The 22,974-nt window shown below is 55.2% G+C and carries 23 protein-coding genes; 12 read left to right on the forward strand and 11 right to left on the reverse strand.

Annotated elements, in window-relative coordinates:
* Nucleotides 1-34 precede the first annotated feature (34 nt).
* From OGX81_RS00220 to OGX81_RS00235, 4 genes are all read left to right on the forward strand, one after another.
* Nucleotides 35-2,458 (forward strand): fimbrial biogenesis outer membrane usher protein, encoded by a 2,424-nt coding sequence (locus OGX81_RS00220; RefSeq protein ID WP_058668375.1) that lies wholly within the window; start codon nucleotides 35-37, stop codon nucleotides 2,456-2,458.
* A gap of 20 nt (nucleotides 2,459-2,478) precedes the next feature.
* Nucleotides 2,479-3,069, forward strand: coding sequence for a DUF1120 domain-containing protein (locus tag OGX81_RS00225; protein ID WP_058669137.1), 591 nt, complete (start codon nucleotides 2,479-2,481; stop codon nucleotides 3,067-3,069).
* A gap of 216 nt (nucleotides 3,070-3,285) precedes the next feature.
* Nucleotides 3,286-4,068 carry a formate dehydrogenase accessory sulfurtransferase FdhD gene (fdhD, locus tag OGX81_RS00230; RefSeq protein ID WP_315970122.1) on the forward strand — a complete coding sequence of 261 codons (783 nt, stop codon included), beginning with the start codon at nucleotides 3,286-3,288 and terminating at the stop codon, nucleotides 4,066-4,068.
* A 98-nt stretch (nucleotides 4,069-4,166) separates the two neighbouring features.
* On the forward strand, nucleotides 4,167-4,379 hold the full coding sequence (locus tag OGX81_RS00235) for a YdgH/BhsA/McbA-like domain containing protein (RefSeq protein ID WP_012133908.1): 213 nt from the start codon (nucleotides 4,167-4,169) through the stop codon (nucleotides 4,377-4,379).
* A gap of 88 nt (nucleotides 4,380-4,467) precedes the next feature.
* Here OGX81_RS00235 and OGX81_RS00240 read toward each other — a convergent pair whose 3' ends face one another.
* Nucleotides 4,468-4,791, reverse strand: a complete 324-nt coding sequence (locus tag OGX81_RS00240; protein ID WP_012133907.1) for an AzlD domain-containing protein — start codon at nucleotides 4,789-4,791, stop codon at nucleotides 4,468-4,470.
* Nucleotides 4,791-5,450, reverse strand: a complete 660-nt coding sequence (locus OGX81_RS00245; RefSeq protein ID WP_047459858.1) for an AzlC family ABC transporter permease — start codon at nucleotides 5,448-5,450, stop codon at nucleotides 4,791-4,793. Before OGX81_RS00245 ends, OGX81_RS00240 begins: the two co-directional genes overlap by 1 nt.
* A gap of 101 nt (nucleotides 5,451-5,551) precedes the next feature.
* Between OGX81_RS00245 and OGX81_RS00250 the strand changes: the two genes are divergently transcribed.
* Nucleotides 5,552-6,100 (forward strand): helix-turn-helix domain-containing protein, encoded by a 549-nt coding sequence (locus OGX81_RS00250; protein ID WP_012133905.1) that lies wholly within the window; start codon nucleotides 5,552-5,554, stop codon nucleotides 6,098-6,100.
* A 138-nt stretch (nucleotides 6,101-6,238) separates the two neighbouring features.
* On the opposite strand, the gene rhaM is transcribed toward OGX81_RS00250, so the two are convergent.
* The 5 genes from rhaM to rhaB form a co-directional block, all read right to left on the reverse strand.
* Nucleotides 6,239-6,553: an L-rhamnose mutarotase gene (rhaM, locus tag OGX81_RS00255; RefSeq protein ID WP_012133904.1), complete on the reverse strand. Its 315-nt coding sequence runs from the start codon at nucleotides 6,551-6,553 to the stop codon at nucleotides 6,239-6,241.
* Nucleotides 6,550-7,698 carry a lactaldehyde reductase gene (gene fucO / locus OGX81_RS00260; protein ID WP_058668376.1) on the reverse strand — a complete coding sequence of 383 codons (1,149 nt, stop codon included), beginning with the start codon at nucleotides 7,696-7,698 and terminating at the stop codon, nucleotides 6,550-6,552. The genes rhaM and fucO overlap by 4 nt, the downstream gene beginning before the upstream one ends.
* A 118-nt stretch (nucleotides 7,699-7,816) precedes the next feature.
* Nucleotides 7,817-8,644 (reverse strand): rhamnulose-1-phosphate aldolase, encoded by an 828-nt coding sequence (gene rhaD / locus OGX81_RS00265; protein ID WP_012133901.1) that lies wholly within the window; start codon nucleotides 8,642-8,644, stop codon nucleotides 7,817-7,819.
* Nucleotides 8,645-8,787: 143 nt separating this feature from the next.
* A complete protein-coding gene (rhaA, locus tag OGX81_RS00270) occupies nucleotides 8,788-10,047 on the reverse strand; it encodes an L-rhamnose isomerase (protein ID WP_012133900.1) in 1,260 nt (419 codons plus the stop codon).
* Nucleotides 10,044-11,513, reverse strand: coding sequence for a rhamnulokinase (gene rhaB, locus OGX81_RS00275; protein WP_104867941.1), 1,470 nt, complete (start codon nucleotides 11,511-11,513; stop codon nucleotides 10,044-10,046). Before rhaB ends, rhaA begins: the two co-directional genes overlap by 4 nt.
* Before the next feature lie 300 nt (nucleotides 11,514-11,813).
* Here rhaB and rhaS point away from each other — a divergent pair, with 300 nt between their 5' ends.
* On the forward strand, nucleotides 11,814-12,650 hold the full coding sequence (gene rhaS / locus OGX81_RS00280) for an HTH-type transcriptional activator RhaS (RefSeq protein ID WP_012133897.1): 837 nt from the start codon (nucleotides 11,814-11,816) through the stop codon (nucleotides 12,648-12,650).
* Between the two features lie 153 nt (nucleotides 12,651-12,803).
* Nucleotides 12,804-13,652, forward strand: a complete 849-nt coding sequence (gene rhaR, locus OGX81_RS00285; protein WP_047459845.1) for an HTH-type transcriptional activator RhaR — start codon at nucleotides 12,804-12,806, stop codon at nucleotides 13,650-13,652.
* Here rhaR and rhaT read toward each other — a convergent pair.
* Nucleotides 13,649-14,683 (reverse strand): L-rhamnose/proton symporter RhaT, encoded by a 1,035-nt coding sequence (gene rhaT / locus OGX81_RS00290; protein WP_049009553.1) that lies wholly within the window; start codon nucleotides 14,681-14,683, stop codon nucleotides 13,649-13,651. The genes rhaR and rhaT overlap by 4 nt on opposite strands.
* A 288-nt stretch (nucleotides 14,684-14,971) precedes the next feature.
* Here rhaT and sodA point away from each other — a divergent pair, with 288 nt between their 5' ends.
* Both sodA and kdgT read left to right on the forward strand, forming a co-directional pair.
* The gene (gene sodA / locus OGX81_RS00295) at nucleotides 14,972-15,592 is read left to right on the forward strand and encodes a superoxide dismutase [Mn] (protein WP_104867940.1); all 621 of its coding nucleotides are present in this window, start codon (nucleotides 14,972-14,974) and stop codon (nucleotides 15,590-15,592) included.
* Between the two features lie 389 nt (nucleotides 15,593-15,981).
* Entirely contained in the window at nucleotides 15,982-16,965 is a 984-nt protein-coding gene (gene kdgT, locus OGX81_RS00300; RefSeq protein ID WP_012133890.1) for a 2-keto-3-deoxygluconate transporter, read from the forward strand.
* 52 nt (nucleotides 16,966-17,017) lie between these two features.
* Here kdgT and OGX81_RS00305 read toward each other — a convergent pair whose 3' ends face one another.
* A complete protein-coding gene (locus OGX81_RS00305; RefSeq protein WP_047459842.1) occupies nucleotides 17,018-17,908 on the reverse strand; it encodes a dihydrodipicolinate synthase family protein in 891 nt (296 codons plus the stop codon).
* A 153-nt stretch (nucleotides 17,909-18,061) separates the two neighbouring features.
* Here OGX81_RS00305 and yiiM point away from each other — a divergent pair, with 153 nt between their 5' ends.
* On the forward strand, nucleotides 18,062-18,733 hold the full coding sequence (gene yiiM, locus OGX81_RS00310; protein WP_049009552.1) for a 6-hydroxyaminopurine reductase: 672 nt from the start codon (nucleotides 18,062-18,064) through the stop codon (nucleotides 18,731-18,733).
* 351 nt (nucleotides 18,734-19,084) lie between these two features.
* On the opposite strand, the gene cpxA is transcribed toward yiiM, so the two are convergent.
* Complete coding sequence (gene cpxA, locus OGX81_RS00315) at nucleotides 19,085-20,458, reverse strand: envelope stress sensor histidine kinase CpxA (RefSeq protein ID WP_012133887.1); 1,374 nt, start codon at nucleotides 20,456-20,458, stop codon at nucleotides 19,085-19,087.
* The gene (gene cpxR / locus OGX81_RS00320; RefSeq protein WP_012133886.1) at nucleotides 20,455-21,153 is read right to left on the reverse strand and encodes an envelope stress response regulator transcription factor CpxR; all 699 of its coding nucleotides are present in this window, start codon (nucleotides 21,151-21,153) and stop codon (nucleotides 20,455-20,457) included. The genes cpxA and cpxR overlap by 4 nt, the downstream gene beginning before the upstream one ends.
* Before the next feature lie 150 nt (nucleotides 21,154-21,303).
* On the opposite strand from cpxR, the gene cpxP reads away from it, so the two are divergent.
* On the forward strand, nucleotides 21,304-21,804 hold the full coding sequence (cpxP, locus tag OGX81_RS00325; RefSeq protein WP_012133885.1) for a cell-envelope stress modulator CpxP: 501 nt from the start codon (nucleotides 21,304-21,306) through the stop codon (nucleotides 21,802-21,804).
* 148 nt (nucleotides 21,805-21,952) lie between these two features.
* Nucleotides 21,953-22,855, forward strand: a complete 903-nt coding sequence (gene fieF / locus OGX81_RS00330; RefSeq protein ID WP_012133884.1) for a CDF family cation-efflux transporter FieF — start codon at nucleotides 21,953-21,955, stop codon at nucleotides 22,853-22,855.
* Nucleotides 22,856-22,974: the final 119 nt, after the last annotated feature.

Genomic DNA, 22,974 nt, shown 5'->3' on the forward strand with positions numbered 1-22,974 from the left:
AATCTCAGTTTATTGTAAAACACATGGAGTGGTTATGATTCGCGGTTCCGCTAAAAAAGGAATTATTGTGTTTTGTCTGACGGCAATCGCTTTCAGTATACGGGCGGAAATAATGCCGACCTCTACTGGAACGATGGAGTTGGCGAGAGCGGTATTTGATACTGATGCATTAGAATCTAATGGTCTCGATCCTGTGATTGCTGATTATTATTCCTTAGCGTCCCGGTTCACTCCTGGTGTCCATAATGTGACCGTTATTATTAATGGCAAGAAACACAGTGTCATGTCGGTTAAGTTTAATGAGGAAGGGCAGCCCTGTATTGATAAAGCATTTCTGGAAAGCGCAGGACTCGTCACGAAAATAAAAAGAGAAACCTGCCCGCTGATCCATCAATACTGGTCTACGGCAACCGTTAGCGCTACGCCTGAAACAGAAGAAATGTCGCTGGTTGTTCCGCAGGAAGCGATTGATCCAGATAATAACCGACAGGTCGCGGACGTTCGCGGTGGTCATGCCGCAATGCTGAATTACTCCATGTTTGGCACGCATTATAAATATGACGGCGATAATTCAGACCGCTTTCAGTCAACGTTTGAACTTGGTTTTAATGCGGGTGACTGGATTGTGCGCAGCACACAATTCGTCAGCGACGGCAGCGACCAGGAATTAGAGACCGACTCGTATTATACCTACGCGCAACGCACTTTTGCCGACTATGGCGTGATGGTGCAGGGCGGGCAAATCAACATTGCCAACAGCCGCTTTAGTATTCCATCGGTCTACGGTGTGCAAGTCATGCCGGATAATACCCTGCTGCCGAACGAGGGGAGCGGCATCGAGGTGACGGGGATCGCCAGATATTCTCAGGCGCGCGTGGATATTCGCCAGGGCGGGCAGATCATCTATTCAACGCTTGTTCCCGCTGGCCCCTTTACCTTAACCGATGTGCCCATTGCTAACCTCAACACCGACCTGAATGTCACGGTGACGGAGACCGATGGAAGCGAGAGCCATTTTACCGTATCGGCGAGCACGTTTCGTAGCAACCATGTCGGCAGGGCGCCGGGCTTTTCTCTGGCCGTGGGGCGTGCGGAAGATATGGACACGAATTTTGAGCAGCCCTGGATTGTGTCGGCGTCTGATGGCTGGTCAGTGAATAATCGTATGAATCTCATGGCCGGAATGGTGATGGCGGATAACCACTATTACGGTTTCTCTGCCAATGTGGATACCGTTCCCGTACAGAATTTATATGCCTCGCTCGGGTTTCTTGGGTCGATCGATAACCGTAGCCAGACTGATGGGCACAAAACCACGCTGGATCTTGGGTATTCCTTGCCCTGGGGGATGGGGATTTCGCTGGGCGGCAGCTACGGCACGGCGGACTATCGCGAAATGCAGGAACTGTATAGCGACGACGATGATTACTCCCCAACGAAATACGATACGAACGTCGCGGTCAGTTGGTCGGATACGCTTTTGGGGCGTTTTTCGCTCGGCTACTACCGTAATGAGGCCTGGGACAGCGACTATAATAGCCGCCGCATTATCTCTTCCTGGTCGCAAACCTATAAATATTTCAGCGTCAGCGTGAACTGGGAATCGGATATCAGTCGTGGGGATGAGAGCGATCGCGATATGTTCTACGTGAACGTTTCTGTTCCGTTAGGCCGTACCGGTGTTTCAACGAACTCGTGGTATCGCGAGAGTGAAGGAAGAAGCTCTTATGGCACGCGGGCGATGGGGTCGCTGAATGACGACAACCAATACACGGTCGGCGTGTCTCGCGATCAGGACGAAAGTGTTACCGACTGGGATAGCTCGCTCAACAGCAATCTTCACTATACCACGCTGTCCGTGGCGGCTGGCGGCGATAACGACAGCAATACGAACTACTCTGCCGCATTGAGTGGCGGCATTGTGGCGCATGACGATGGCGTGACCTTCTCACCGTATCCGGTCGCGGACACGTATGCCATTACCCAACTGGACAAGCCTGTTGCCGGTATCGAAATCGTGACGTCGCGCGGGCCCGTCTGGACCGATAAATGGGGCCAGGCCGTCGTCCCGTCATTGACGCCGTTCCATGAAAGTACGCTGGAACTCAATACCCAAAGTCTTCCGGGCAATCTTGACGTCAATAATGGCCGGACGGCGATTAAAGCGTCGCACGGGGCGGTCGCGAAATGGCAATTCACCACGCTGAGTCAGCGGCGCGTGCTGCTCTCTGTCATGCGTGCAGACGGTACTCCGTTGCCGAAAGGCGTCTCCATTGTCAACGACGCCGGGGAATACATCACTTCCGCGCCAGAGGACGGTTTGATCTTCCTGAATGATATCTCAGCAAGCCATCAGCTGTATGCGAAGGTGGACGGTGGACGATGCAAACTGAACTACACCCTGCCGGAAGCCGATCCGCAGAAATTCTACGAGGAGATAAAAGGGAAATGTCTCTAATGAAACAGGGAGCTGGCTCCATGAAACACCTTAGCGTTTTTATGCCTGTATTACTGGCGGGTTTCTTGTGTGGGAATGCGCCATCCGCACTGGCGGAAGAAGGCGACTGTCAGATTTTATCTTCGACAAAACAGGTCGACTATGGGCGGTTCCGCAGGGAGGATATGAGGGAGGGGAGCACCGAATACGCCGGGAATATGTATCACGGTTATGCCTCCGTCACCCGGGAGTTACAGGTCTCCGTCATCTGTACTGATGAACATAAAATTCGGCTCTTTGTGGATGGCCCCGCCCGGCAGGGACAGGCCTGGCAGTTTTCTGACAACGGCGCGATGTCGATTAAAATGAAAAATGCCAGAGTCGATAACGCTCCCGTTCAGTTGGCTTCGGTTCCCCGCGGCGCGGCGCAGGTATCGGGCGGCGCTGCGGAAATGACGCTGTTGCCGGATATGTCCGCTGCTGCGGTAAACGGCCAGGAAGTGGCAGGAAAACAGTGGGTTGCAACACTGATGATCACCACTTATCTTGCCGATAAAGCTTTCCAGACCAGCAATACGCAGGATCTGGAAGAAACCTACACCGTGTCGTTTGACGCTCTCGCGGCTAACTAGCGTTCTCATCCTGCCGACCGGGGCGGTTTTGCCCCGGTTTTGACCTCACAAAAATAATGGAGGACAATAACCGCAGTTAAATGCGCAAAGGCGCTCTCATCCTGCCTGAACGCAATCTCTCTTATCGTGAGTCCATACCAGGAAGCTGCTTTGTCTGACCATCAAAATTCATCCCCGGAGGGCGCTGTTTCTCATGCCGTCTGGACGCGCGGGTGCCTGACGCAATCAAAACCGGATATGCTGGCGACGGAAGTTCCTGTCGCGCTGGTCTATAACGGCATTTCCCATGTAGTGATGATGACTACGCCGAAAGATCTGGAACAATTCGCGATCGGTTTTTCACTGTCGGAAGGCATTATTGAATGTCCGCAGGATATTTATGGCATGGACGTCGTTCCTTCCTGCAACGGCCTTGAAGTGCAGATTGAGCTTTCCAGCCGCCGCTTTATGGGGCTGAAAGAACGTCGTCGCGCCCTGGCCGGGCGTACCGGCTGCGGCGTTTGCGGCGTGGAGCAGCTGAATGACATCGGCAAACCCATTACGCCGCTCCCGTTTACCCAAACCTTTGACCTGGCGAATCTTGATCGCGCGTTGAAGCATCTGTCTGATTTTCAACCGGTCGGTCAGCTTACCGGCTGTACTCACGCGGCGGCGTGGGCGATGCCGTCCGGTGAATTAGCGGGCGGGCATGAAGATGTCGGTCGCCATGTCGCGCTGGATAAACTGCTGGGGCGCCGGGCGACGGAAGGCGAAAGCTGGCAGCAGGGCGCGGTGCTGGTCTCCAGTCGCGCCAGCTATGAAATGGTGCAGAAATCGGCGATGTGCGGCGTTGAAATTCTGTTTGCCGTCTCCGCTGCCACCACGTTAGCGGTTGACGTGGCTGAGCGCTGTAACCTGACGCTGGTGGGTTTTTGCAAGCCGGGCAAGGCGACAATTTATACGCATCCACGGCGTTTGATGACAGGTGGAGTTTTATTCAGTAAATTTGAAAAAGAATAGCAAATCCTTCCGCTTTTAGTTGTTCGAATACCGGCCTATTATTTATCACATCAAGGCACGGTGCCTTACTCAAACAACTAAGTTAAAGGGTTTATATCATGAAAAGCATCAAAACTTTTGTCGCAGTTATCGCTCTCGCTACTTCTTTCGGTTCTTTCGCCGCTCAGTCTGTTACCGCGACGGGCTCTACTCTGGAAAGCGCAGAAGCAAAAATCGCCGCTCAGGCTCAGCAGGCTGGCGCCAGTGATTACAAAATCACTTCCGCATACTCCGGTAACCGCGTGCATATGACCGCTGAACTGCTGAAATAAGTGATTCAAAACTGTCGAAAGAGCGCCTTCAGGGCGCTTTTTTCGTTTCTGCGTTTACTGTTTTACTATTCCGATAAATGCCTCATATTTAGTGCATACCCGCCAGCCTTAGCAGCGCTGTCACCACCGCCGCAGCGATAATCACCACAATCAGCGGCATTTTGCGCCACGCCAGGAAAACAGCGAACGCGACGCCCAGTACCCGCGCCATTCCGGCAAAATGTTCGCCTTCATAAAACGTGGTTGCCAGCGCCACTGAAAACAGCAATACCGTTGCCGCATCCGACAATAGCGCCTGAGAACGTTCGGAGAGCGCCAGCCGGTTGCCGAGCTTTGCTCCGCCAAGACGCATCAGATAGGTGCCTGCCGATAACACAGCAATACCGACGATAAACAGCGTCATGTTGCCCATTATTTTTTCCTCGTCAGTAAGCCAAGCAGAGAGAGCAGTACCGGCAACCCGACCGGTGCGAAGGGGACGGCGGCAAGCGACAGCCCGGCGCCGCTACAGGCGCGGATTAGCGTGGTGCGATTCCTGAACGCCGGGATCACTAACGCCAATAAAATGGCGGGAAATACCGCGTCCAGACCGATGGTTTCCGGTGCCGGGAGCAGTTTGCCGACCATCGCGCCAAGCAGTGCGCCCAGCGGCCAAAAAATTGCGACGCCCGCGCCACACAGCCAGTAGGCGGCTTTGCGCTGTTGCCGTGTTTTTTGCGACAGACCAAAGACGACGCTTTCATCATTCATGATATGGCAGCCCAGAAAGCTGGCGGCGCGGGTGCCTACCAGTTCACGTACCGTTACGCCGAATGGAATGTGGCGAGCATTCACCAGCAAACCGGCAGCGGCGGCGGCCAGCGGGTTCCCGCCGCTGGCGACAATGCCGATAAACATAAATTCGGACGCCCCCGCCAGGACAAAAATGGAGAGTACAAACGGCACCCAAATCGGGAAGCCGTAGGCCATCGCCAGCGATCCGTAGGACATCCCGACGACGCCAACGGCCAGGCACACTAAAAATATCGCTTTTATCGTGTCTCCGCTGAGACATGAGAGGTGATGTTTCATACTATCTTAGCCATATCGAACGAATTTCCATTATAATGAACGCAACAGAATTGATTTACAAGTCGAACGATTCGTTCGATATAAAGAACGCGGAGTCGTGAATGACACAGCCCATTAGCGTGATCGCGAAAAGCCTGGTGCGCGAACGTCAGCGTACCGGCCTGTCGCTGGCGGAAATCGCCCGGCGTGCGGGGATTGCGAAATCTACCCTGTCGCAACTGGAAGCGGGCAATGGAAATCCTAGCCTGGAAACGCTCTGGGCGCTTTGCGTGGCCCTGGATATTCCCTTTGCACGTCTGCTGGAGCCGCAGGCGCAAAAAACGCAGGTGATTCGTCGTGGAGAAGGGACAAAAGTGGTGGCGGAACAGGCCCACTATCAGGCTATTTTACTGGCTGCCTGTCCGCCAGGGGCGCGGCGCGATATCTACCTGCTGCTGACGCAGCCGGGGGCGGATCGTATTTCACATCCACATCCGCCGGGATCGGTGGAGCATATTATTGTGACGCAGGGGAAAGCGCTTGTCGGGCTGACAGAGGCGCCGGAAGAGTTAGGCGAGGGCGATTATATTTGTTATCCCGCCGATCAGGAGCACATTTTTAAAGCGCTGGAAGCGGATACGCAGGCGATCCTGGTGGCCGAGCAAAATTAATTCCGCGCGATGAGGTTTATGATGCCGGATGGCGCTGACGCTTATCCGGCCTACAATTTCGTGCCGTTTGCTACCTGTAGGCCGGATAAGACGCGTTAGCGTCGCCATCCGGCGTTGAGTCATCCGGCTTCAGACAGCCTACGCCAGGTAAAACACTTCTTTCAGCTCCGCGCTCACCGGGCTGTTATCCGGGTTGGCAGGCATCACGTCGCGCATATGCTTCCACCAACGCTGGCACACGTCGGTACTGGCGATGGCATTCCAGCGCTCTTCCGATTCAATCTCGACGGTCGCGAACAACAGGTTGCGTTCTTTATCGAGGTAAATCGCATAGTGATGCGCGCCATGCGCTTTCAATACGCTTTCCAGCTCCGGCCAGATGGGATTATGGCGACGCTGATACTCCTCGTGTGCGTCGGCATTCACCTGCATCACAAACGCTTTGCGGATCATAGCGCCTCCAGATACAACTCGCGGACGTCATCGCGGCTGGCGGTGCGTGGATTGCATGGCGCACACGGATCTGCCAGTGCTTTGTCCAGCCAGCCTTCAATATCGTCTTTCGTGACGCCCAGTGTGCTGAAACCTTCAGGAATGCCGACGCGTTTGCTCAATGCGCGGATTGCATTGATCGCTTCCATACTCGCCGCCTCAATGCTCATACCTTGAGTATCGACGCCCATCGCCTGGGCGACGCGGGCAAAACGCGCGACCGCGTTCGGGCGGTTAAAGTTCTCAATGATCGGCAGCAGGATGGCGTTACAGACGCCGTGCGGCAGGTTGTGCGTGGCGCCCGGCTGATGCGCCAGCGCGTGTACCAGACCAAGACCAGCGCTGTTGAACGCCATACCTGCCAGATACTGGCCAAACGCCATCTGCTCACGCGCTTCGAGGTTGTGGCCGTCATCAACCGCTTTCGGCAGCCACAGATTAATCAGCCGAATGGCTTCCAGCGCATTGGCGTCGGTAAGCGGATGCGCGCCAACCGAGACATAGGCCTCAATGGCGTGGGTCAGCGCATCCATGCCGGTGGCGGCAGTGACGGATGGCGGGATGTCCAGCATAACGCTGGCGTCGTCCACCGCGATATCAGGGATGATATTCGGGTCGATGATGACCTCTTTGACCTGGCGCGCGGAGTCGATAATGACGGCATTGCTGGTCATTTCCGCTGCCGTACCGGCGGTGGTATTAATCGCCACCAGTGGAACGCCCGCGTTTTTGACTTTGCCGACGCCTGAATAGGCGGTAGAGGGGCCAGGATTCGCCGTCAGAATTTTGACCGCTTTGGCGGTATCGATCGGGCTGCCGCCGCCGAAGGCGATGATGTAATCACACTGCGCGTCCTGATATGCCGCATACCCTTTTTGCACCAGTTCTTCAGTGGGGTTCGGGAAAACCTCGTCGAAAAGGTGGTACGACATCTGATGCGCGTCAAGCGCGGCAAACAGGCTGTCCAGCAGGCCCAGTTTTACCAGTTGCCCGTCAGTGACGACCAGCGCTTTACCCCATTGCTTGTTCGCGACGAGGTTAACCATATCGCCGATTGCGCCTGCGCCATGCAGGCTAATTTTGGGAAGTGCCAACATGAAGCTCATGAATATTCTCCTTAAGATTGACGCGTTACCCTATTGCCCGATGACGTTGCGCTTATCGGGCCTACGGCATAGGCCGGATAAGGCGAAGCCGCCATCCGGCATTGGATTGCGGGAAGAATCAGTACAACGCTAATGCACTGGCAAGCGGAGTCACGCCAAAGCGTTTGCCAAGCGCTACCAGTTCTTCACGCGTGATGGTTTGCTTCATACCGCCCATTGAATAGATTTTGACCAGCACCTCCGCAGACTTCTCGGCGGTATCGATCAGGCCGAATGTTTCATCCAGCGTCGGGCCGCTGCCGAACACGCCGTGGAAGGGCCACAGCACCAGCGAATGCTTCTGCATTTCCTGCGCGGTGGCCTGACCGATCTCATCAGTGCCCGGCACCATCCACGGCAGAATGCCGACGCCGTCCGGGAACACCACCAGGCACTCGGTGCTGCCTTCCCACAGTTTGCGGGTGAAAAGCGGCGTGTTGTTTTCCAGCACGTAGGTCAGCGCGATCAGGTTGGTGGCGTGGCAATGCATGATCACGCGGTCTTTGCCGTCGGTGGCGTTAATGCGCTCGCAGTGGGAGAGGAAGTGAGCCGGCAGCTCGGAGGTTGGAACCGCCTCATGATTCAGCCCCCACAGAATGTGGTAGCCCGCGCCGTCGCTGTCCACTTTCACCACGCCTAAATTCGCTGCCGGATCGAGCTGTACGTTGCGGAAGAATTTGCCGGAGCCAGTGACGATAAACGGCGTGTTCGCCAGCAGCGGCATTGGCTGACTCAGCGCGATATAGCGCGGCTCCTGGTGGAAATCATCGGTAAACGGCGCGATATCCGCCTCATCCAGACGTAGCGTCAGGTTGCCGCCGTTGCGTTCGTCCCAGCCCTTCAGCCAGGCGTCGGAGGTGGCTTTGATCATTCCCTGGACAAACCAGGAGTGGGTAATGTTCTGCATGTTCGGTGTTCCCATTTATTGCCCGAACGTTATCGGGTCTTACGTAGGCCGGATAAGCGCAGCGCCATCCGGCAATCGTGTTTCATTTATTGCCGGATGGCGACGCGGAACGTCTTATCCGGCCTACAAGTCAGGCGTCGCGGTTAGCTACGTTTGCTCAGAATCTCTTTTTCATAGGCACGGACGCTTTCCAGCCACTGGCTGCCGGCTGGCGTGTCGTGACGCTGGCAATACATTTCCCAGACGGCTTGCCACGGCAGGGATTTCTGCTCTTCCAGCAGCGCCAGGCGGGCGGTGTAATCGCCGCTGGCTTCTAACTGACGCAGCTGCCCGGTTGGTTCCAGCAGCGCGCGCAGCAGCGCTTTCTTCATATTGCGCGTGCCGATAACCCACGCGGCGATACGGTTGATGGAGGCATCGAAGAAATCGAGGCCGATATGCACGCGGTCAAACAGGTTATGACGCACGATTTCGCTGGCAATTGCCTGGGTTTCATCATCCAGTAGCACGACGTGGTCGCTGTCCCAGCGTACCGGGCGGCTGACGTGCAGCAGCAGGCGCGGCACATACAGCATGGCGGCGGAAATCTTGTCGGAAATCACTTCGGTCGGATGGAAGTGGCCCGCGTCGAGGCACAGCGCGGTCTGGCGGCTGGTGGCGTAGCCCATGTAGAACTCGTTGGAGCCGACGGTATAGCTTTCCGCGCCAATACCGAACAGTTTGCTTTCCACGGCGTCGATGTGATGCGCTGGATTCAGTTTTTCGCTGATCACCTCGTCCAGCGCCTCCAGCAGGCGTTGGCGCGGCGCTAAGCGGTCAACGGTGATGTCTTTCATGCCATCCGGGACCCAGATGTTCATCACCGACGGCGTGCCCAGTTGCTCACCGAAGTACGCGGATACGCGGCGGCTGGCCTTGCAGTGGTCAATCCAGAACTGGCGAATGTTGTCGTCCGCGTGCGCCAGGGTAAAGCCATCAGCGCTCAGTGGGTGAGAAAAGCAGGAGGGGTTGAAGTCCAGCCCTAACTGGTTCGCTTTTGCCCATTCCACCCAGTTTTTGAAGTGCTCCGGCTTGATCTGGTCGCGGGACACCGGCGTGTCAGACTCCAGATAGATTGCGTGTAAGTTCAGGCGTTTTGGCCCCGGGATCAGGCTTAGCGCCTGTTCCAGGTCGGCGCGCAGCTCGCTGGCGCTACGTGCTTTACCGGGATAGTTACCGGTGGCCTGAATACCGCCGGTGAGCGATCCTTCCGGGTTTTCGAATCCGGCGACGTCGTCGCCTTGCCAGCAGTGCATCGATACCGGCAGACGATCGAGCTGGCGTAACGCCTCCTCGACATCAATACCTACCGCAGCAAAACGTTGTTTCGCCAGTTCCCAGGCTTGTTCAAGTTGAGTGGTCATGCGCAAAGCTCCTTTGTCTGTCGTTTTGATTGAAACTGCGCAACGTGGCGGGCAATTTCACTGTCAGGATTTGGGGTAAAGGTCGTCAGGTCGTAGTTGGTTCTCACCACCTGACGGAAGTCGTCAACGTTGTTCAGTTCGTCCAGCGTCATGAGCTGGATGCCGATATTGCCGAGGGTGGAAGCCTCAATCGGCCCGGCCATCACGCGAATGCCGCAGGCATCCGCGCACAGCTGGTTCAGCAGGGCGTTCTGGCAACCTCCGCCGACGATGTGCAGCTGGCTAAAGGCTTCACCACGCAGGTTCGCCAGCTCCTGCAACACATCGGCATACAGCAGCGCCAGACTGTCGAAAATGCAGCGTGCCAGTTCGGCGTTACGGGTGGGTTCCGGCTGGCCGGATTCACGGCAGGCCGCCTGAATCTCCGCGCTCATATCGGCGGGGTTGATAAAGCGATCGTCATTCGGGTTTATCAGGAAACGGCAGGCCGGAAGCGACTGGGTCTCGGCGATCAGCGCGGGCAGGTCGGTAATCTGGCGCTCTTTCAGTACGCGCTGAAGCAGCCAGAGCCCCATGATGTTTTTCAGCACCCGGTAGCGGCCTTCTGCGCCGCCTTCATTGGTGATGTTCGCCGCCAGCGCCGCGTCATCGGTGTAAGGCGTTCTGCTCTCGAAGCCCATCAACGACCAGGTGCCGGAAGAGAGATAAGCGCTGTTTTTATCGGCCAGCGGAGAGGCGATCACCGCGCTGGCGGTGTCGTGACTGGCGACGGCGACCACCGGAATCTGATTTTTCTGTGGGCAGATCCAGTAGCCGATCACGTTGCCCGGATGGGTAGGTCTGCCAAACCAGGCTTTGTTGGCGCCGGTCCAGTCCAGCAGGGTATCGTCCCAGTCATCGCTGTTGATATTGACGAGCTGCGTGGTGGTGGCGTTGGTGTATTCCCAGTTCATTTCGCCCGTCAGGCGGAAACTGAAATAGTCGGGGATCAGCAGGGCATGCGCCACCTGCGGGATAAGTTCAGGCTGTTGTTCAACCAGCGCGCGGAGCTGATACAGCGTATTGAACGGCAGAAACTGAATGCCGCTGCGGCGATAGATATCATGCTTGCCGAGCTGCGCCAGCGCCTGCTGCATCACCCCCGTGGTACGGTTGTCGCGATAAGATACGGGCAGACCGACGCGCTGGCCGTGCTTGTCGAGCAGCACATAGTCCACGCCCCAGGTATCAATGCCGATGCTGTCAATACGGATACCTTCATCGCAGACTTTCTCCAGTCCAAGGCGAATTTCATTTTCCAGGCTGTCGATATCCCAGGCGTCGAACCCGTCTGTTTTTTGCAAACAGTTCGCGAAGCGGTGGATTTCACGCAGCGTCAGGGCGTGTTGTTCACTGTCGTAACGCGCCAGCATTACGCGCCCGCTGGATGCCCCGAGATCGACAGCGACACAATGGCGAAAAGTCATGGTGAAGTCCTTCTGAGTTTCATTGCACTCAGTCTAAGAACCCCCAGGAAGGCGTACCTTCCTGTTACTGACAGGTTAAATTGGCCGCTGGCAAGGAGGCAAAGGTGAACGTGATAGCGTTCACAATTTCCGTTTATCAGCGTGAATTGGCCGGATGTGACGGCGTCCGCATTTCCTGATCTTTCCCGTCCTTTCTTGAAAAAACGACCGGGTTTGCGCGCTTTGGCGTTAAAAATTTAAGGTGAGGGTAGTAACCCTTAATTACTATTTCTGACATGTTTCTCATATCAGGAAGCCATCATGACCGTACTGCATAGCGTGGATTTTTTTCCGTCAGGTAAAGCGCCCGTGGCCATTGAACCCCGGCTTCCTCAGTCCGCTTTTCCTGAACATCATCATGATTTTCATGAGATTGTGATTGTTGAACATGGCACTGGCATTCATGTGTTCAATGGGCAGCCCTACACCATTAGCGGCGGTACGGTCTGCTTTGTTCGCGATCATGACAGACATCTGTATGAACACACCGACAACCTGTGTCTGACGAATGTGCTCTATCGCTCGCCGGACGCGTTTCAGTTTCTGGCGGGGCTGAACCAGCTCTTGCCGCAGGAACAGGATGGGCAGTACCCGTCACACTGGCGCGTGAATCAGAGCGCGTTGCAGCAGGTGCGGCAACTGGTGGCGCAGATGGAAAACGCCGGAGACGAGATGGACACGCCTGCGGTCGCCAACCGTGAAATTCTGTTTATGCAGTTGCTGGTGCTGCTGCGTAAAAGCAGTCTGATGGAAGGGGCGGCCAATAACGATGCGCGGCTGAATCAGTTGCTGGCCTGGCTGGAGGATCATTTTGCTGAAGAGGTGTGCTGGGAATCGATAGCCGACAAGTTTTCGCTCTCGCTGCGCACGCTGCACCGTCAGCTCAAACAACAGACCGGCCTGACGCCGCAGCGCTATCTTAACCGTCTGCGGCTTATCAAGGCTCGCCACCTGCTGCGTCACAGTGATGAAAGTGTCACAGATATCGCGTATCGCTGCGGTTTTGGCGACAGTAACCATTTTTCGACGCTGTTTCGCCGGGAATTTGACTGGTCGCCCAGGGATATTCGCCAGGGGCGGGACGCATTGCTACAGTAACGCGAAAGCTATCACCGTTTTTTGTCGCCAATTTGCTGATAATCGTCCCCTTCAATGCCGGATGGCGGCTTCACCTTATCCGGCCTACGGCGGCGATCTGTAGGCCAGATAAGCGTAGCGCCATCCGGCAAGCATTCAACGTGAGGTGCTGCGGTGGCAAATCAGTTAGTCCTTCTGAAAAAAGACTTTTTTGCGAATGACGGCCAGGCTGTCGCGGTTGCCGATCGCTATCCGCAAAATGTGTTCGCGGAACATACACACGAGTTTTGTGAACTGGTGCTGGTCTGGCGCGGCAACGGTTTGCATGTGCTCAACGATCGCCCTTACCGCATCACGCGCGGCGATCTGTTTTATATTCGCGCCGAGGACAGACACTCCTACACCTCCGTTAACGATTTGGTTTTGCAGAATATTATTTACTGCCCGGAGCGGTTGACCCTGAATCTTGGCTGGGAAAGCGCCATTCCGGGTTTTAACGGCAGTGAACGGCGTCCGCACTGGCGGCTGGGCAGCGTGGGGATGAATCAGGCGCGGCAGGTTATCAGCCAGCTTGAACATGAGAGCAATCAGGGCGATCCGCTGGCGAATGAGATGGCGGAACTGCTATTTGGTCAGTTGGTGATGACGCTGAAAAGACATCGCTATGCCACCGATGATCTCCCGACCAGAGCGAGCGAAACGTTGCTGGATAAATTGATTACCGCGCTGGCCGGAAGCCTGGAGCGCCCCTTTGCGCTGGACGCGTTTTGCGACCAGGAGCAGTGCAGCGAGCGGGTGCTGCGACAGCAGTTTCGCTCACAGACCGGGATGACCATCAACCAGTATCTTCGCCAGATCCGCATCTGCCATGCGCAGTATTTGCTTCAGCACAGCCGCCTGATGATCAGTGAGATTTCAATGCAGTGCGGCTTTGAGGACAGTAACTACTTTTCGGTGGTGTTTACGCGGGAAACCGGGATGACGCCCAGCCAGTGGCGTCATCACAGTACGCAAAACGATTAGCTTGCCATTCCCATGCCGACGATGTTGGCGGCGATAATAATGACCACGCAACCCAGACTGAGAACGCTGACAGGACGACGACCCGCGTTTTTCCACTCTTTCAGCACCAGACCCACAATCCCACCGCACAGCACGTAGAAGCTCATGTGCAGCATCCAGCTGATGTAGTCATACTGCGGCGGAATGCGAGCGTGGCCCCAGGCGTAGAAAAAGAACTGCAAATACCACATCAGGCCACCCAGCGCGGACAGCAGGATATTGGTGATGATCATCGATTTTGCCAGCGAGAAGTCGGCTTTTATCGACAAGTTTTTCACTTTTGCCAGACGAATGAAACAGAAGCCCAGGTTGATCAGCGCGCCGCCGCCCATGATGACCACGTAGCTTGGCAGAGCGACATACAGCGGATCGACGCCGAGCGCGGCGGCGGCTTCATGCATCGGTTTGGCGGCGTTCATCGCAAAGGACATCCCGGCGGAGAAAATACCGCACATCACCGCCAGCAGCAGACCTTTTTTCAGGTTGAACTCCTCGGCGGTGATCCCCATTTTGCGCTCTTTTAACTGCCCGGCGCGGGTGACGATGCCAACGCCGATCAGCGCCACCAGGACGCCCAGCAGCGTCATTCGTCCGCCTTCGGTATTGATCAGCACATCAAAGTTTCCATTGATGATGGGGGTCATCAGGGTGCCGACGATCAGCGTAATACCAATCGCGATGCCGATCCCCATCGACATGCCGAGATAGCGCATGGTCAGGCCGTAGTTAATATTACCGATGCCCCACATTGCGCCGAACAGAAATACGGGCAACAGGGTGGAGAGGTTGAAGGAACTGTAATAGGCCCAGAAATCCGGGAGCAGCAGGGCGCTGATGGTCCAGGGCAGGATAAGCCAGGAGACAATCCCACCGATTGACCACATGGTTTCCCAGGACCATTGTTTAACTTGTTTGAACGGGGCATAAAAACAGGCTGCACTGGCCGCACCTATCAAATGCCAAAAGATACCCATCGTAATCGCGTTACTCATGACTTAATCCTCATCGTTTTTATTGCCGGTGTGACCCTCCCGACCTGATGAGTGTAAAAATTGTGCAGTTGATTAACCTTTTGAGGATTGCCGACATTTCTTCCTTCCTGGCAACCAGCACGTTATACGGGTGATTTGGCTCACATATTCAAGAACATAATGAAAAGTTATATCCTTATTAAAACTACGGCATTGATAAGCATTTTCAATATCATTTAATTAACTATAATGAACCAACTGCTTACGCGGCATTAACACTTCAGCCGCTCGACAATAATGGAGATGATTATGAGTTATACACTGCCATCCCTGCCGTACGCTTATGATGCGCTGGAACCGCACTTCGATAAGCAGACGATGGAAATCCACCATACCAAACACCATCAAACTTATGTCAACAACGCTAACGCGGCGCTGGAAAACCTGCCTGAATTCGCGAACCTGCCGGTTGAAGAACTGATCACCAAACTGGATCAGCTTCCGGCGGACAAAAAAACCGTACTGCGCAACAACGCGGGCGGCCACACTAACCACAGCCTGTTCTGGAAAGGCCTGAAAAAAGGCACCGCTTTGCAGGGCGACCTGAAAGCGGCTATCGAACGTGATTTCGGTTCCGTTGATAACTTCAAAGCGGAGTTTGAAAAAGCGGCGGCAACGCGTTTCGGTTCCGGTTGGGCCTGGCTGGTGTTGCAGGGCGACAAACTGGCGGTTGTCTCTACCGCTAACCAGGACTCCCCGCTGATGGGCGAGGCCATTTCCGGCGTTTCCGGTTTCCCAATCCTGGGTCTGGACGTATGGGAACACGCTTACTACCTGAAATTCCAGAACCGTCGCCCGGACTACATCAAAGAGTTCTGGAACGTGGTGAACTGGGACGAAGCTGCTGCGCGTTTCGCGGCGAAAAAATAAGTCTTTTTGCCTGATGGCGCTGCGCTTATCAGGCCTACGAAGAGGATTTGTCAATTTGTAGGCCGGATAAGGCGTTAGCCGCCATCCGGCACAGAGTTACAGTTTGTAGGCCGGATAAGGCGTTAGCCGCCATCCGGCATTAGATTCAGCCCCCGCAGGCATAACCTGCGGGGGCTTTCTTTTAGGCGCTTTTGGGCTTGCCTGGTGTGACTTACGTCAAATTAAAAACATCAATCCATAAAAAATGAAACATAGTTTTGTTGTGTGGTTGGGATCACTTTTATTGTTTGAATGAATGTCTATCGTTTCTTCATCAACGCGGGTGTGCCTCAAAGTAAGGCGCATTCGCCCATAAAAATTGCCCGTTTTTATGTCTACAGGTGAAGGAAATGCAGATTAAACGCACGATAGAAAAAGTCCCGGGTGGCATGATGCTCGTTCCGTTGTTCCTCGGCGCGCTATGCCACACCTTCGCGCCAGGTGCAGGGAAATACTTCGGCTCATTCACAAACGGTATGATCACCGGTACGGTGCCGATTCTGGCGGTCTGGTTCTTTTGTATGGGCGCGTCGATCAAACTGAGCGCCACAGGCACCGTACTGCGTAAATCCGGGACGCTGGTGGTGACCAAAATTGCGGTTGCCTGGGTGGTGGCCGCTATTGCGTCACGCGTTATCCCGGAACATGGGGTGGAAGCGGGCTTCTTCGCCGGGCTGTCGACGCTGGCGCTGGTGGCCTCTATGGACATGACCAACGGTGGGCTGTACGCCTCCATCATGCAGCAGTACGGCACCAAAGAAGAGGCCGGGGCATTTGTCCTGATGTCGCTGGAGTCAGGGCCGCTGATGACGATGGTTATTCTGGGAACCGCCGGGATTGCCTCGTTTGAACCGCATGTATTTGTGGGGGCGGTATTGCCGTTCCTGATTGGTTTCGCGCTGGGGAATCTCGACCCGGAACTGCGGGAATTCTTCAGCAAAGCGGTACAGACGCTGATCCCGTTCTTCGCCTTTGCGCTGGGCAACACCATTGATTTGAGCGTGATTGCACAGACGGGCGTGCTGGGGATTCTACTGGGTGTGGCGGTCATTATTATCACCGGCATCCCGTTAATCATCGCTGACAAGTTTATCGGCGGCGGTGACGGTACGGCAGGTATTGCCGCCTCAAGTTCTGCGGGCGCCGCAGTAGCCACGCCCGTGCTGATCGCAGAGATGGTTCCGGCGTTTAAACCAATGGCGCCCGCCGCGACCTCGCTGGTTGCCACATCGGTTATCGTGACTTCGATTCTGGTGCCGATCATTACCTCAGTCTGGTCGCGGAAGGTGAAGGCCAGAGCGGCGGAAATCGATATTCGCGGTACGGTGAAATAAACCCGTTTTGCCGGATGACGGCTTATGCCTCATCCGGCGCTTCCGGTCAGAATTAACGGCCAAACACCTCATCAATTGTGCGACGCTCGTGCTCGTTCAGTTCTCCTCCCGCATTACGCGACACGCCGGTACAATAGCCGAACTTACGCGATACCACGGTTTTAATCGTGGTTACAAAATCCTCGCCAATCGCGTAAATGGACATAAACGTGCCGATTTTCTCCTGGATATCGCGCAGCGTTTGCAAATCACCCTGCTTAAACGCCTCCCGCGCGCTGACAAACAGCTCCGGCATCACGTTGTTTAAGCCGGAAATAATGCCTGCGCCGCCCGCCAGCAGGTTGGGGATGTAATACTCGTCATAGCCGGAGAGCACGGCAAAATCGTCGCGTACCGCGCGGGTGGTCTGAATCATGCTGCGGGTATGGGACTGGCAGTCGACGGTATCTTTAATCCCGGCAAAATTCGGGAATTCGGCGGCAAGGGTCGCCACCAGATCCGGCGTTAAATCGCAGCCGGTACGTGCCGGGAAATTGTAGGCAAACCATTTGCCGCTCAGGGCGTTACCAAGCTGGCGGAAGTAGCTCAGAAGCTGCTTCGACGTCTGCCCGTAGTAATACGGCGGCAGAATCATCACCGCATCGTACCCGACGCGGTACGCTTCCTGCGCCATAAGCAGGATGTCGCTGGTGCAGGTGGAGGAGACATTGGCAACCATCTTCAGCGAACTCATCGCGCGGGCCTCGCGGATCAGCATCAGCCGCTCTTCCAGCGTGAAAGACGCAAATTCGCCAATGCTGCCCATCAGCAAAATAACATCAATGTTGGCCTCGGTAAGGCGTTTGAGATGCTGGCTCAGGCCGTTGAGATCGACTTTTCCGTCATTGTCCATCGGCGTAATGGAAGGACACCAGACGCCAGCAAACTGCGATTGTACTGTCACGTTGTTGACTCCTTATTATGAAATGGCGTTTCAAAATCACTTTAATTGATAGCACGTCTGCTGGCGCATCATGTGAACCCGGCTCTCATTTTGAGCGGCTGAGACAAAATAAATATGCTCTAATGAGGATTATTTGTCGGGAGAGGGAAGCTGATGCGATATCCGGTCGAGGTGTTTACGGGCAAAATTCGGGACTATGCGGGAAGTCGTCCCAGCGCCATTGCGAAAATCCAGGTTGATGGCGAGCTGATGCTTAACGATCTGGGCCTTGCCGGTGATGAGCAGGCAGAGACAAAAATTCACGGCGGGCCCGATCGCGCGCTGTGCCATTATCCCCGTGAACACTATCTGCACTGGGCGCGTCAATTCCCGGCGCAGGCGGATCTGTTTGTCGCGCCCGCGTTTGGCGAAAACCTTTCGACCGACGGTCTGACCGAGCAAAATGTTTTTATCGGCGATATTTTTCAGTGGGGAGAGGCGCTGATTCAGGTGACTCAGCCACGTTCGCCGTGCTTTAAGCTCAACTTCCATTTCGGCATTAGCGATATGGCGACGCAGATGCAGAACGCCGGGAAAACCGGCTGGCTGTACAGCGTTATCGCGCCGGGGCAGGTATCGGCGGATGCGCCGTTAATTCTGGCGTCGCGCGTCAGTGATGTGAGCGTACAGGAGGCGATTGCGATAGCCTGGCATATGCCGTTCGACGACGGCCAGTATCATCGTTTGCTGTCGGCGGCGGGGTTATCGAAAAGCTGGACCAGAACGATGCAGAAGCGCCGTTTGAGCGGCAAAATTGAAGATCAGTCACGACGTTTACGTGGATGATGTAATGCCCGATGGCGCTGCGCTTATCGGGCCTACAACGTGCGGTTTTTCGTAGGCCGGATAAGGCGTTCACGCCGCCATCCGGCGTAATGCCCGATGGTGCTGCGCTTATCGGGCCTACAGCGTGCGGTTTCCCGTAGGCCGGATAAGGCGTTCACGCCGCCATCCGGCGTAATGCCCGATGGTGCTGCGCTTATCGGGCCTACAACGTGCGGTTTCCGTAGGCCGGATAAGGCGTTTACGCCGCCATCCGGCGTAATGCCCGATGGCGCTGCGCTTATCGGGCCTACAACGTGCGGTTCCGTAGGCCGGATAAGGCGTTCACGCCGCCATCCGGCACCACAGCGAGACTTAAGAACGCTTATACAACGGCAGCCAGATCACCAGCCGTAAGCCGCCCAGCGGGCTGTCTTCGGCTTTCACCCAACCGCGATGCTGCTGGATCGCGGTCTCAACGATGGCCAGCCCCAACCCTGTTCCGCCGGACTCCCGATCGCGCGCTTCATCGGTACGATAAAACGGGCGGAAGATCTGTTCGCGGTCTTCAGGGCTAACGCCCGGGCCATCGTCATCAACCGTTATCGTAATGCCGTCTTTATCCACCGCGAAGCCGACTTCAATCTTCGTGTGCGAATAGCGCAGGGCGTTACGGACAATGTTCTCCAGCGCGCTTTCCAGGGTGCTAGGGTTGCCGTATAACGGCCACGGCCCCGGCGGGAAGTTCACCGTTAACGATTTGCCCATCTGCTCGGCTTCGAAGGCGGCGTTATCCAGCACGTCTCCCCACAGATGATTGGCTTTCATCGTTTCGCTGACCAGCGCGTTTTTCTGTTGATTACGCGACATCACCAGCAGGTCGTTGATCATGCTGTCCAGCCGCTGCGCTTCGGTCTCGATGCGCTCCAGCTCTTTACTCTCGCCGCTACGGCGACGCAGCAGCGCGGTGCCCAGTTGCAGACGCGTAAGCGGAGTGCGTAGCTCGTGCGAGATATCCGACAGCAGACGCTGCTGCGTGGTCATCATACGTTCCAGCGCGGTCACCATCTGGTTAAAGCTGGCGCCAGCCGCAAGAAATTCCTGCGGGCCTGCTTCCAGTTCTGGATGTTGTCGCAGATTACCCTGAGCCACTTCGTCCGCCGCGTTTTTCAACTTACGCGCCGGTTTCGCCAGGCTCCAGGCCAGCCAAAGCAACAGAGGCGAACTGACCAGCATGGTGACGATCAGCAACAAGAGCGGGCGGTCAAACAGCAGATTAATAAAATCGGATTGGGAACTGCTGGCCGGTCGAATCAGATAAAGCTGGTAGTTATCTTCCCCGTCTCTGACAGAGAACGGGCCTACCATCTCAACGCGGCCATATTTCTTCTTCTGCGGATGATCGGCGTTATCCGCCTGACCAATAAAGTTACGAATGATCTGCATTTCGCTGCGTTCTGCACCGATCACGCGTCCTTCAGTGGTCACAAGCAATAACCGCTGTCCTGGCGGCGCCCACTTGTCGATCGCACGGAACAGGCGACGCCACCACATTAAATCGTTGGGTGGATCGTTCGCGAGTTCAGCTTCTACATGTTGCTCAATCATCAACCCCTGGCGCTGTTCGCTGTCCAGTAGCTCGGTCATCTGGCGTGAGTCGAGCTTGGGTAACATCAATACCAACATCAGCACCAGCGCCAGCGTCAACCAGAAGATGGCAAAGATGCGCGCGGTTAAACTGCCTATCATGAAGCGGAAACCATCAAATAACCGCGACCACGCAGGGTTTTAAACCACGGGTGCCCGTCTTTACGCTCCGGCAGCTTACGACGCAGGTTGGAGATATGCATGTCGATCGCGCGGTCAAACGGCGTCAGGCGTTTACCCAGCACTTCCTGGCTCAAATGTTCACGCGAAACCACCTGGCCGAGATGCTGTGCCAGCAGATAGAGCAGGGTAAATTCGGTGCCGGTTAACTCCAGGGTTTGACCATCGAAGCTGGCCTCCTGGCGACCCGGATTGAGGCTTAACGCATCCACTTCCAGCGTCGGCGAGCCGTTGTCGTTGTTCTGCTGCTGTTCGCTCCAGTGCGAGCGGCGCAGAATCGCACGGATACGCGCGACCAGTTCGCGGTCGTTAAACGGTTTAGGTAAATAATCATCCGCGCCCAGCTCAAGGCCGAGTACGCGATCCAGTTCGCTGCCGCGCGCGGTCAGCATAATGACAGGGGTCTGGTGTGTCTGGCGAAGCGCTTTCAACGTATCAATACCGTTTTTCTTCGGCATCATGACATCGAGCAAAAGTAAATCAATGCTGTCGTCCAGAAGCTCAAGCGCCTGCTCCCCGTCATGGGCAACCAGCACATTGAAGCCTTCCATTTCGAGCAGCTCCTTTAACAGGGAAGTTAGCTCTCGGTCATCATCAACTAACAGGATTTTATTCATTGTTTAAGTACCTCCGAGGCAGAAATTACGTCATCAGGCGTCGCTAATCCATGACTTTACGTTGTTTTACACCCCCTGACGCATGTTTGCAGCCCGAATCGTAAACTGTCTCTCGTTGAATCGCGACAGAAAAGATTTTGGGAGCAAGTGATGCGCAAAGTTACCGCTGCCGTCATGGCCTCAACGCTGGCACTCAGTCCTTTAAGCCACGCTGCTGAAGTCGTTACAGGCGATAACTGGCATCAAGGTGAAGGACTTACGCAGCGCAGTACGCAGAGCCATATGTTCGACGGCATAAGTTTAACCGAACATCAGCGTCAACAGATGCGAGATCTGATGCAGCAGGCAAGACACGAACAGCCTCCTGTTAATGTTAGCGAAATGGAGACAATGCATCGCCTTGTCATCGCAGAAAAATTTGATGAAAACGCTGTGCGCGCTCAGGCAGAAAAAATGGCGCAAGAACAGGTTGCCCGCCAGGTCGAAATGGCCAGGGTTCGCAACCAGATGTATCGCCTGTTAACGCCGGAGCAGCAAGCGGTTTTAAATGAGAAGCATCAACAACGAATGGAGCAACTGCGCGATGTGGCGCAATGGCAAAACGGCTCCTCGTTGAAGTTATTGAGTAGTAGCAACTCACGTTCCCAGTAACAAACCCTGTTTTCCTTGCCATAGACACCATCCCTGTCTTCCCCTCCATGATGGAGGGGTTTTTTTTGTCCAAAATTTGTCATCCGGTTATTGCCTTACTGTTTTACTCCATCCGTTATACTACCGGCATGGAAAGGCAGGAGTGTTTATGAATCAAACCTATGGGCGACTGGTCAGCCGGGCGGCAATTGCCGCGACAGTGATGGCGTCACTGTTACTTTTGATCAAAATTTTTGCGTGGTGGTACACCGGGTCGGTGAGTATTCTGGCTGCGTTGGTTGACTCGCTGGTGGATATTGCCGCGTCGCTGACTAACTTGTTAGTGGTGCGCTATTCGCTGCAACCGGCGGATGATGAACACACCTTTGGACACGGCAAAGCAGAGTCGCTGGCGGCGCTGGCGCAGAGCATGTTTATTTCCGGCTCGGCGCTGTTTCTGTTTTTGACCGGTATTCAGCATCTGATTACCCCTACGCCAATGAACGAACCGGGCGTCGGGATCGTGGTGACGCTTATCGCCCTGGTTTGTACGATCATTCTGGTCACGTTTCAGCGTTGGGTTGTGCGCAAGACGCAAAGTCAGGCAGTACGGGCAGATATGCTTCATTATCAGTCTGATGTTATGATGAACGGAGCGATTCTCGTTGCGCTTGGGCTGGCCTGGTATGGCTGGCATCGCGCAGACGCCTTGTTTGCGTTGGGAATCGGCATCTATATTCTATACAGCGCACTACGTATGGGATATGAGGCAGTGCAGTCGTTACTGGATCGCGCGCTGCCCGATGAGGAACGTCAGGAAATTATTGATATCGTGACATCATGGCCGGGCGTCAACGGTGCTCACGATCTTCGCACGCGGCAGTCAGGGCCGACCCGCTTTATTCAGATTCATTTGGAAATGGAAGATAATCTGCCGCTCGTTCAGGCGCATCTGGTGGCTGAACAGGTAGAGCAGGCGATTTTGCGGCGTTTTCCGGGTTCGGATGTCATTATCCACCAGGACCCCTGTTCAGTCGTACCCAGGGAAGGCAAGAGGTTTGAGCTTTCGTAATTCGTTGTAAAAAAGTGAGCAAGGCCAGCATTTTGTGTATAAATTACCGCCGTTTGGCCTGACCTGAATCAATTCAGCAGGAAGCGGTTGTTATACTATCTGCATATTCGTTGGATCGT

The sequence above is a fragment of the Citrobacter sp. CK206 genome, from assembly GCF_030333125.1.
GTDB classification, from domain to species: Bacteria; Pseudomonadota; Gammaproteobacteria; order Enterobacterales; family Enterobacteriaceae; genus Citrobacter_B; species Citrobacter_B koseri.

Excerpts from the sequence above, each read along its gene's own strand:
- OGX81_RS00220 (WP_058668375.1), top strand. The coding sequence starts at position 35 with ATGATTCGCGGTTCCGCTAAAAAAGGAATTATTGTGTTTTGTCTGACG.
- OGX81_RS00225 (WP_058669137.1), top strand. The coding sequence starts at position 2,479 with ATGAAACACCTTAGCGTTTTTATGCCTGTATTACTGGCGGGTTTCTTG.
- OGX81_RS00235 (WP_012133908.1), top strand. The coding sequence starts at position 4,167 with ATGAAAAGCATCAAAACTTTTGTCGCAGTTATCGCTCTCGCTACTTCT.
- OGX81_RS00240 (WP_012133907.1), bottom strand. The coding sequence starts at position 4,791 with ATGGGCAACATGACGCTGTTTATCGTCGGTATTGCTGTGTTATCGGCA.
- OGX81_RS00245 (WP_047459858.1), bottom strand. The coding sequence starts at position 5,450 with ATGAAACATCACCTCTCATGTCTCAGCGGAGACACGATAAAAGCGATA.
- OGX81_RS00250 (WP_012133905.1), top strand. The coding sequence starts at position 5,552 with ATGACACAGCCCATTAGCGTGATCGCGAAAAGCCTGGTGCGCGAACGT.
- rhaM (WP_012133904.1), bottom strand. The coding sequence starts at position 6,553 with ATGATCCGCAAAGCGTTTGTGATGCAGGTGAATGCCGACGCACACGAG.
- fucO (WP_058668376.1), bottom strand. The coding sequence starts at position 7,698 with ATGAGCTTCATGTTGGCACTTCCCAAAATTAGCCTGCATGGCGCAGGC.
- rhaD (WP_012133901.1), bottom strand. The coding sequence starts at position 8,644 with ATGCAGAACATTACCCACTCCTGGTTTGTCCAGGGAATGATCAAAGCC.
- rhaA (WP_012133900.1), bottom strand. The coding sequence starts at position 10,047 with ATGACCACTCAACTTGAACAAGCCTGGGAACTGGCGAAACAACGTTTT.
- rhaB (WP_104867941.1), bottom strand. The coding sequence starts at position 11,513 with ATGACTTTTCGCCATTGTGTCGCTGTCGATCTCGGGGCATCCAGCGGG.
- rhaS (WP_012133897.1), top strand. The coding sequence starts at position 11,814 with ATGACCGTACTGCATAGCGTGGATTTTTTTCCGTCAGGTAAAGCGCCC.
- rhaT (WP_049009553.1), bottom strand. The coding sequence starts at position 14,683 with ATGAGTAACGCGATTACGATGGGTATCTTTTGGCATTTGATAGGTGCG.
- sodA (WP_104867940.1), top strand. The coding sequence starts at position 14,972 with ATGAGTTATACACTGCCATCCCTGCCGTACGCTTATGATGCGCTGGAA.
- kdgT (WP_012133890.1), top strand. The coding sequence starts at position 15,982 with ATGCAGATTAAACGCACGATAGAAAAAGTCCCGGGTGGCATGATGCTC.
- yiiM (WP_049009552.1), top strand. The coding sequence starts at position 18,062 with ATGCGATATCCGGTCGAGGTGTTTACGGGCAAAATTCGGGACTATGCG.
- cpxA (WP_012133887.1), bottom strand. The coding sequence starts at position 20,458 with ATGATAGGCAGTTTAACCGCGCGCATCTTTGCCATCTTCTGGTTGACG.
- cpxR (WP_012133886.1), bottom strand. The coding sequence starts at position 21,153 with ATGAATAAAATCCTGTTAGTTGATGATGACCGAGAGCTAACTTCCCTG.
- cpxP (WP_012133885.1), top strand. The coding sequence starts at position 21,304 with ATGCGCAAAGTTACCGCTGCCGTCATGGCCTCAACGCTGGCACTCAGT.
- fieF (WP_012133884.1), top strand. The coding sequence starts at position 21,953 with ATGAATCAAACCTATGGGCGACTGGTCAGCCGGGCGGCAATTGCCGCG.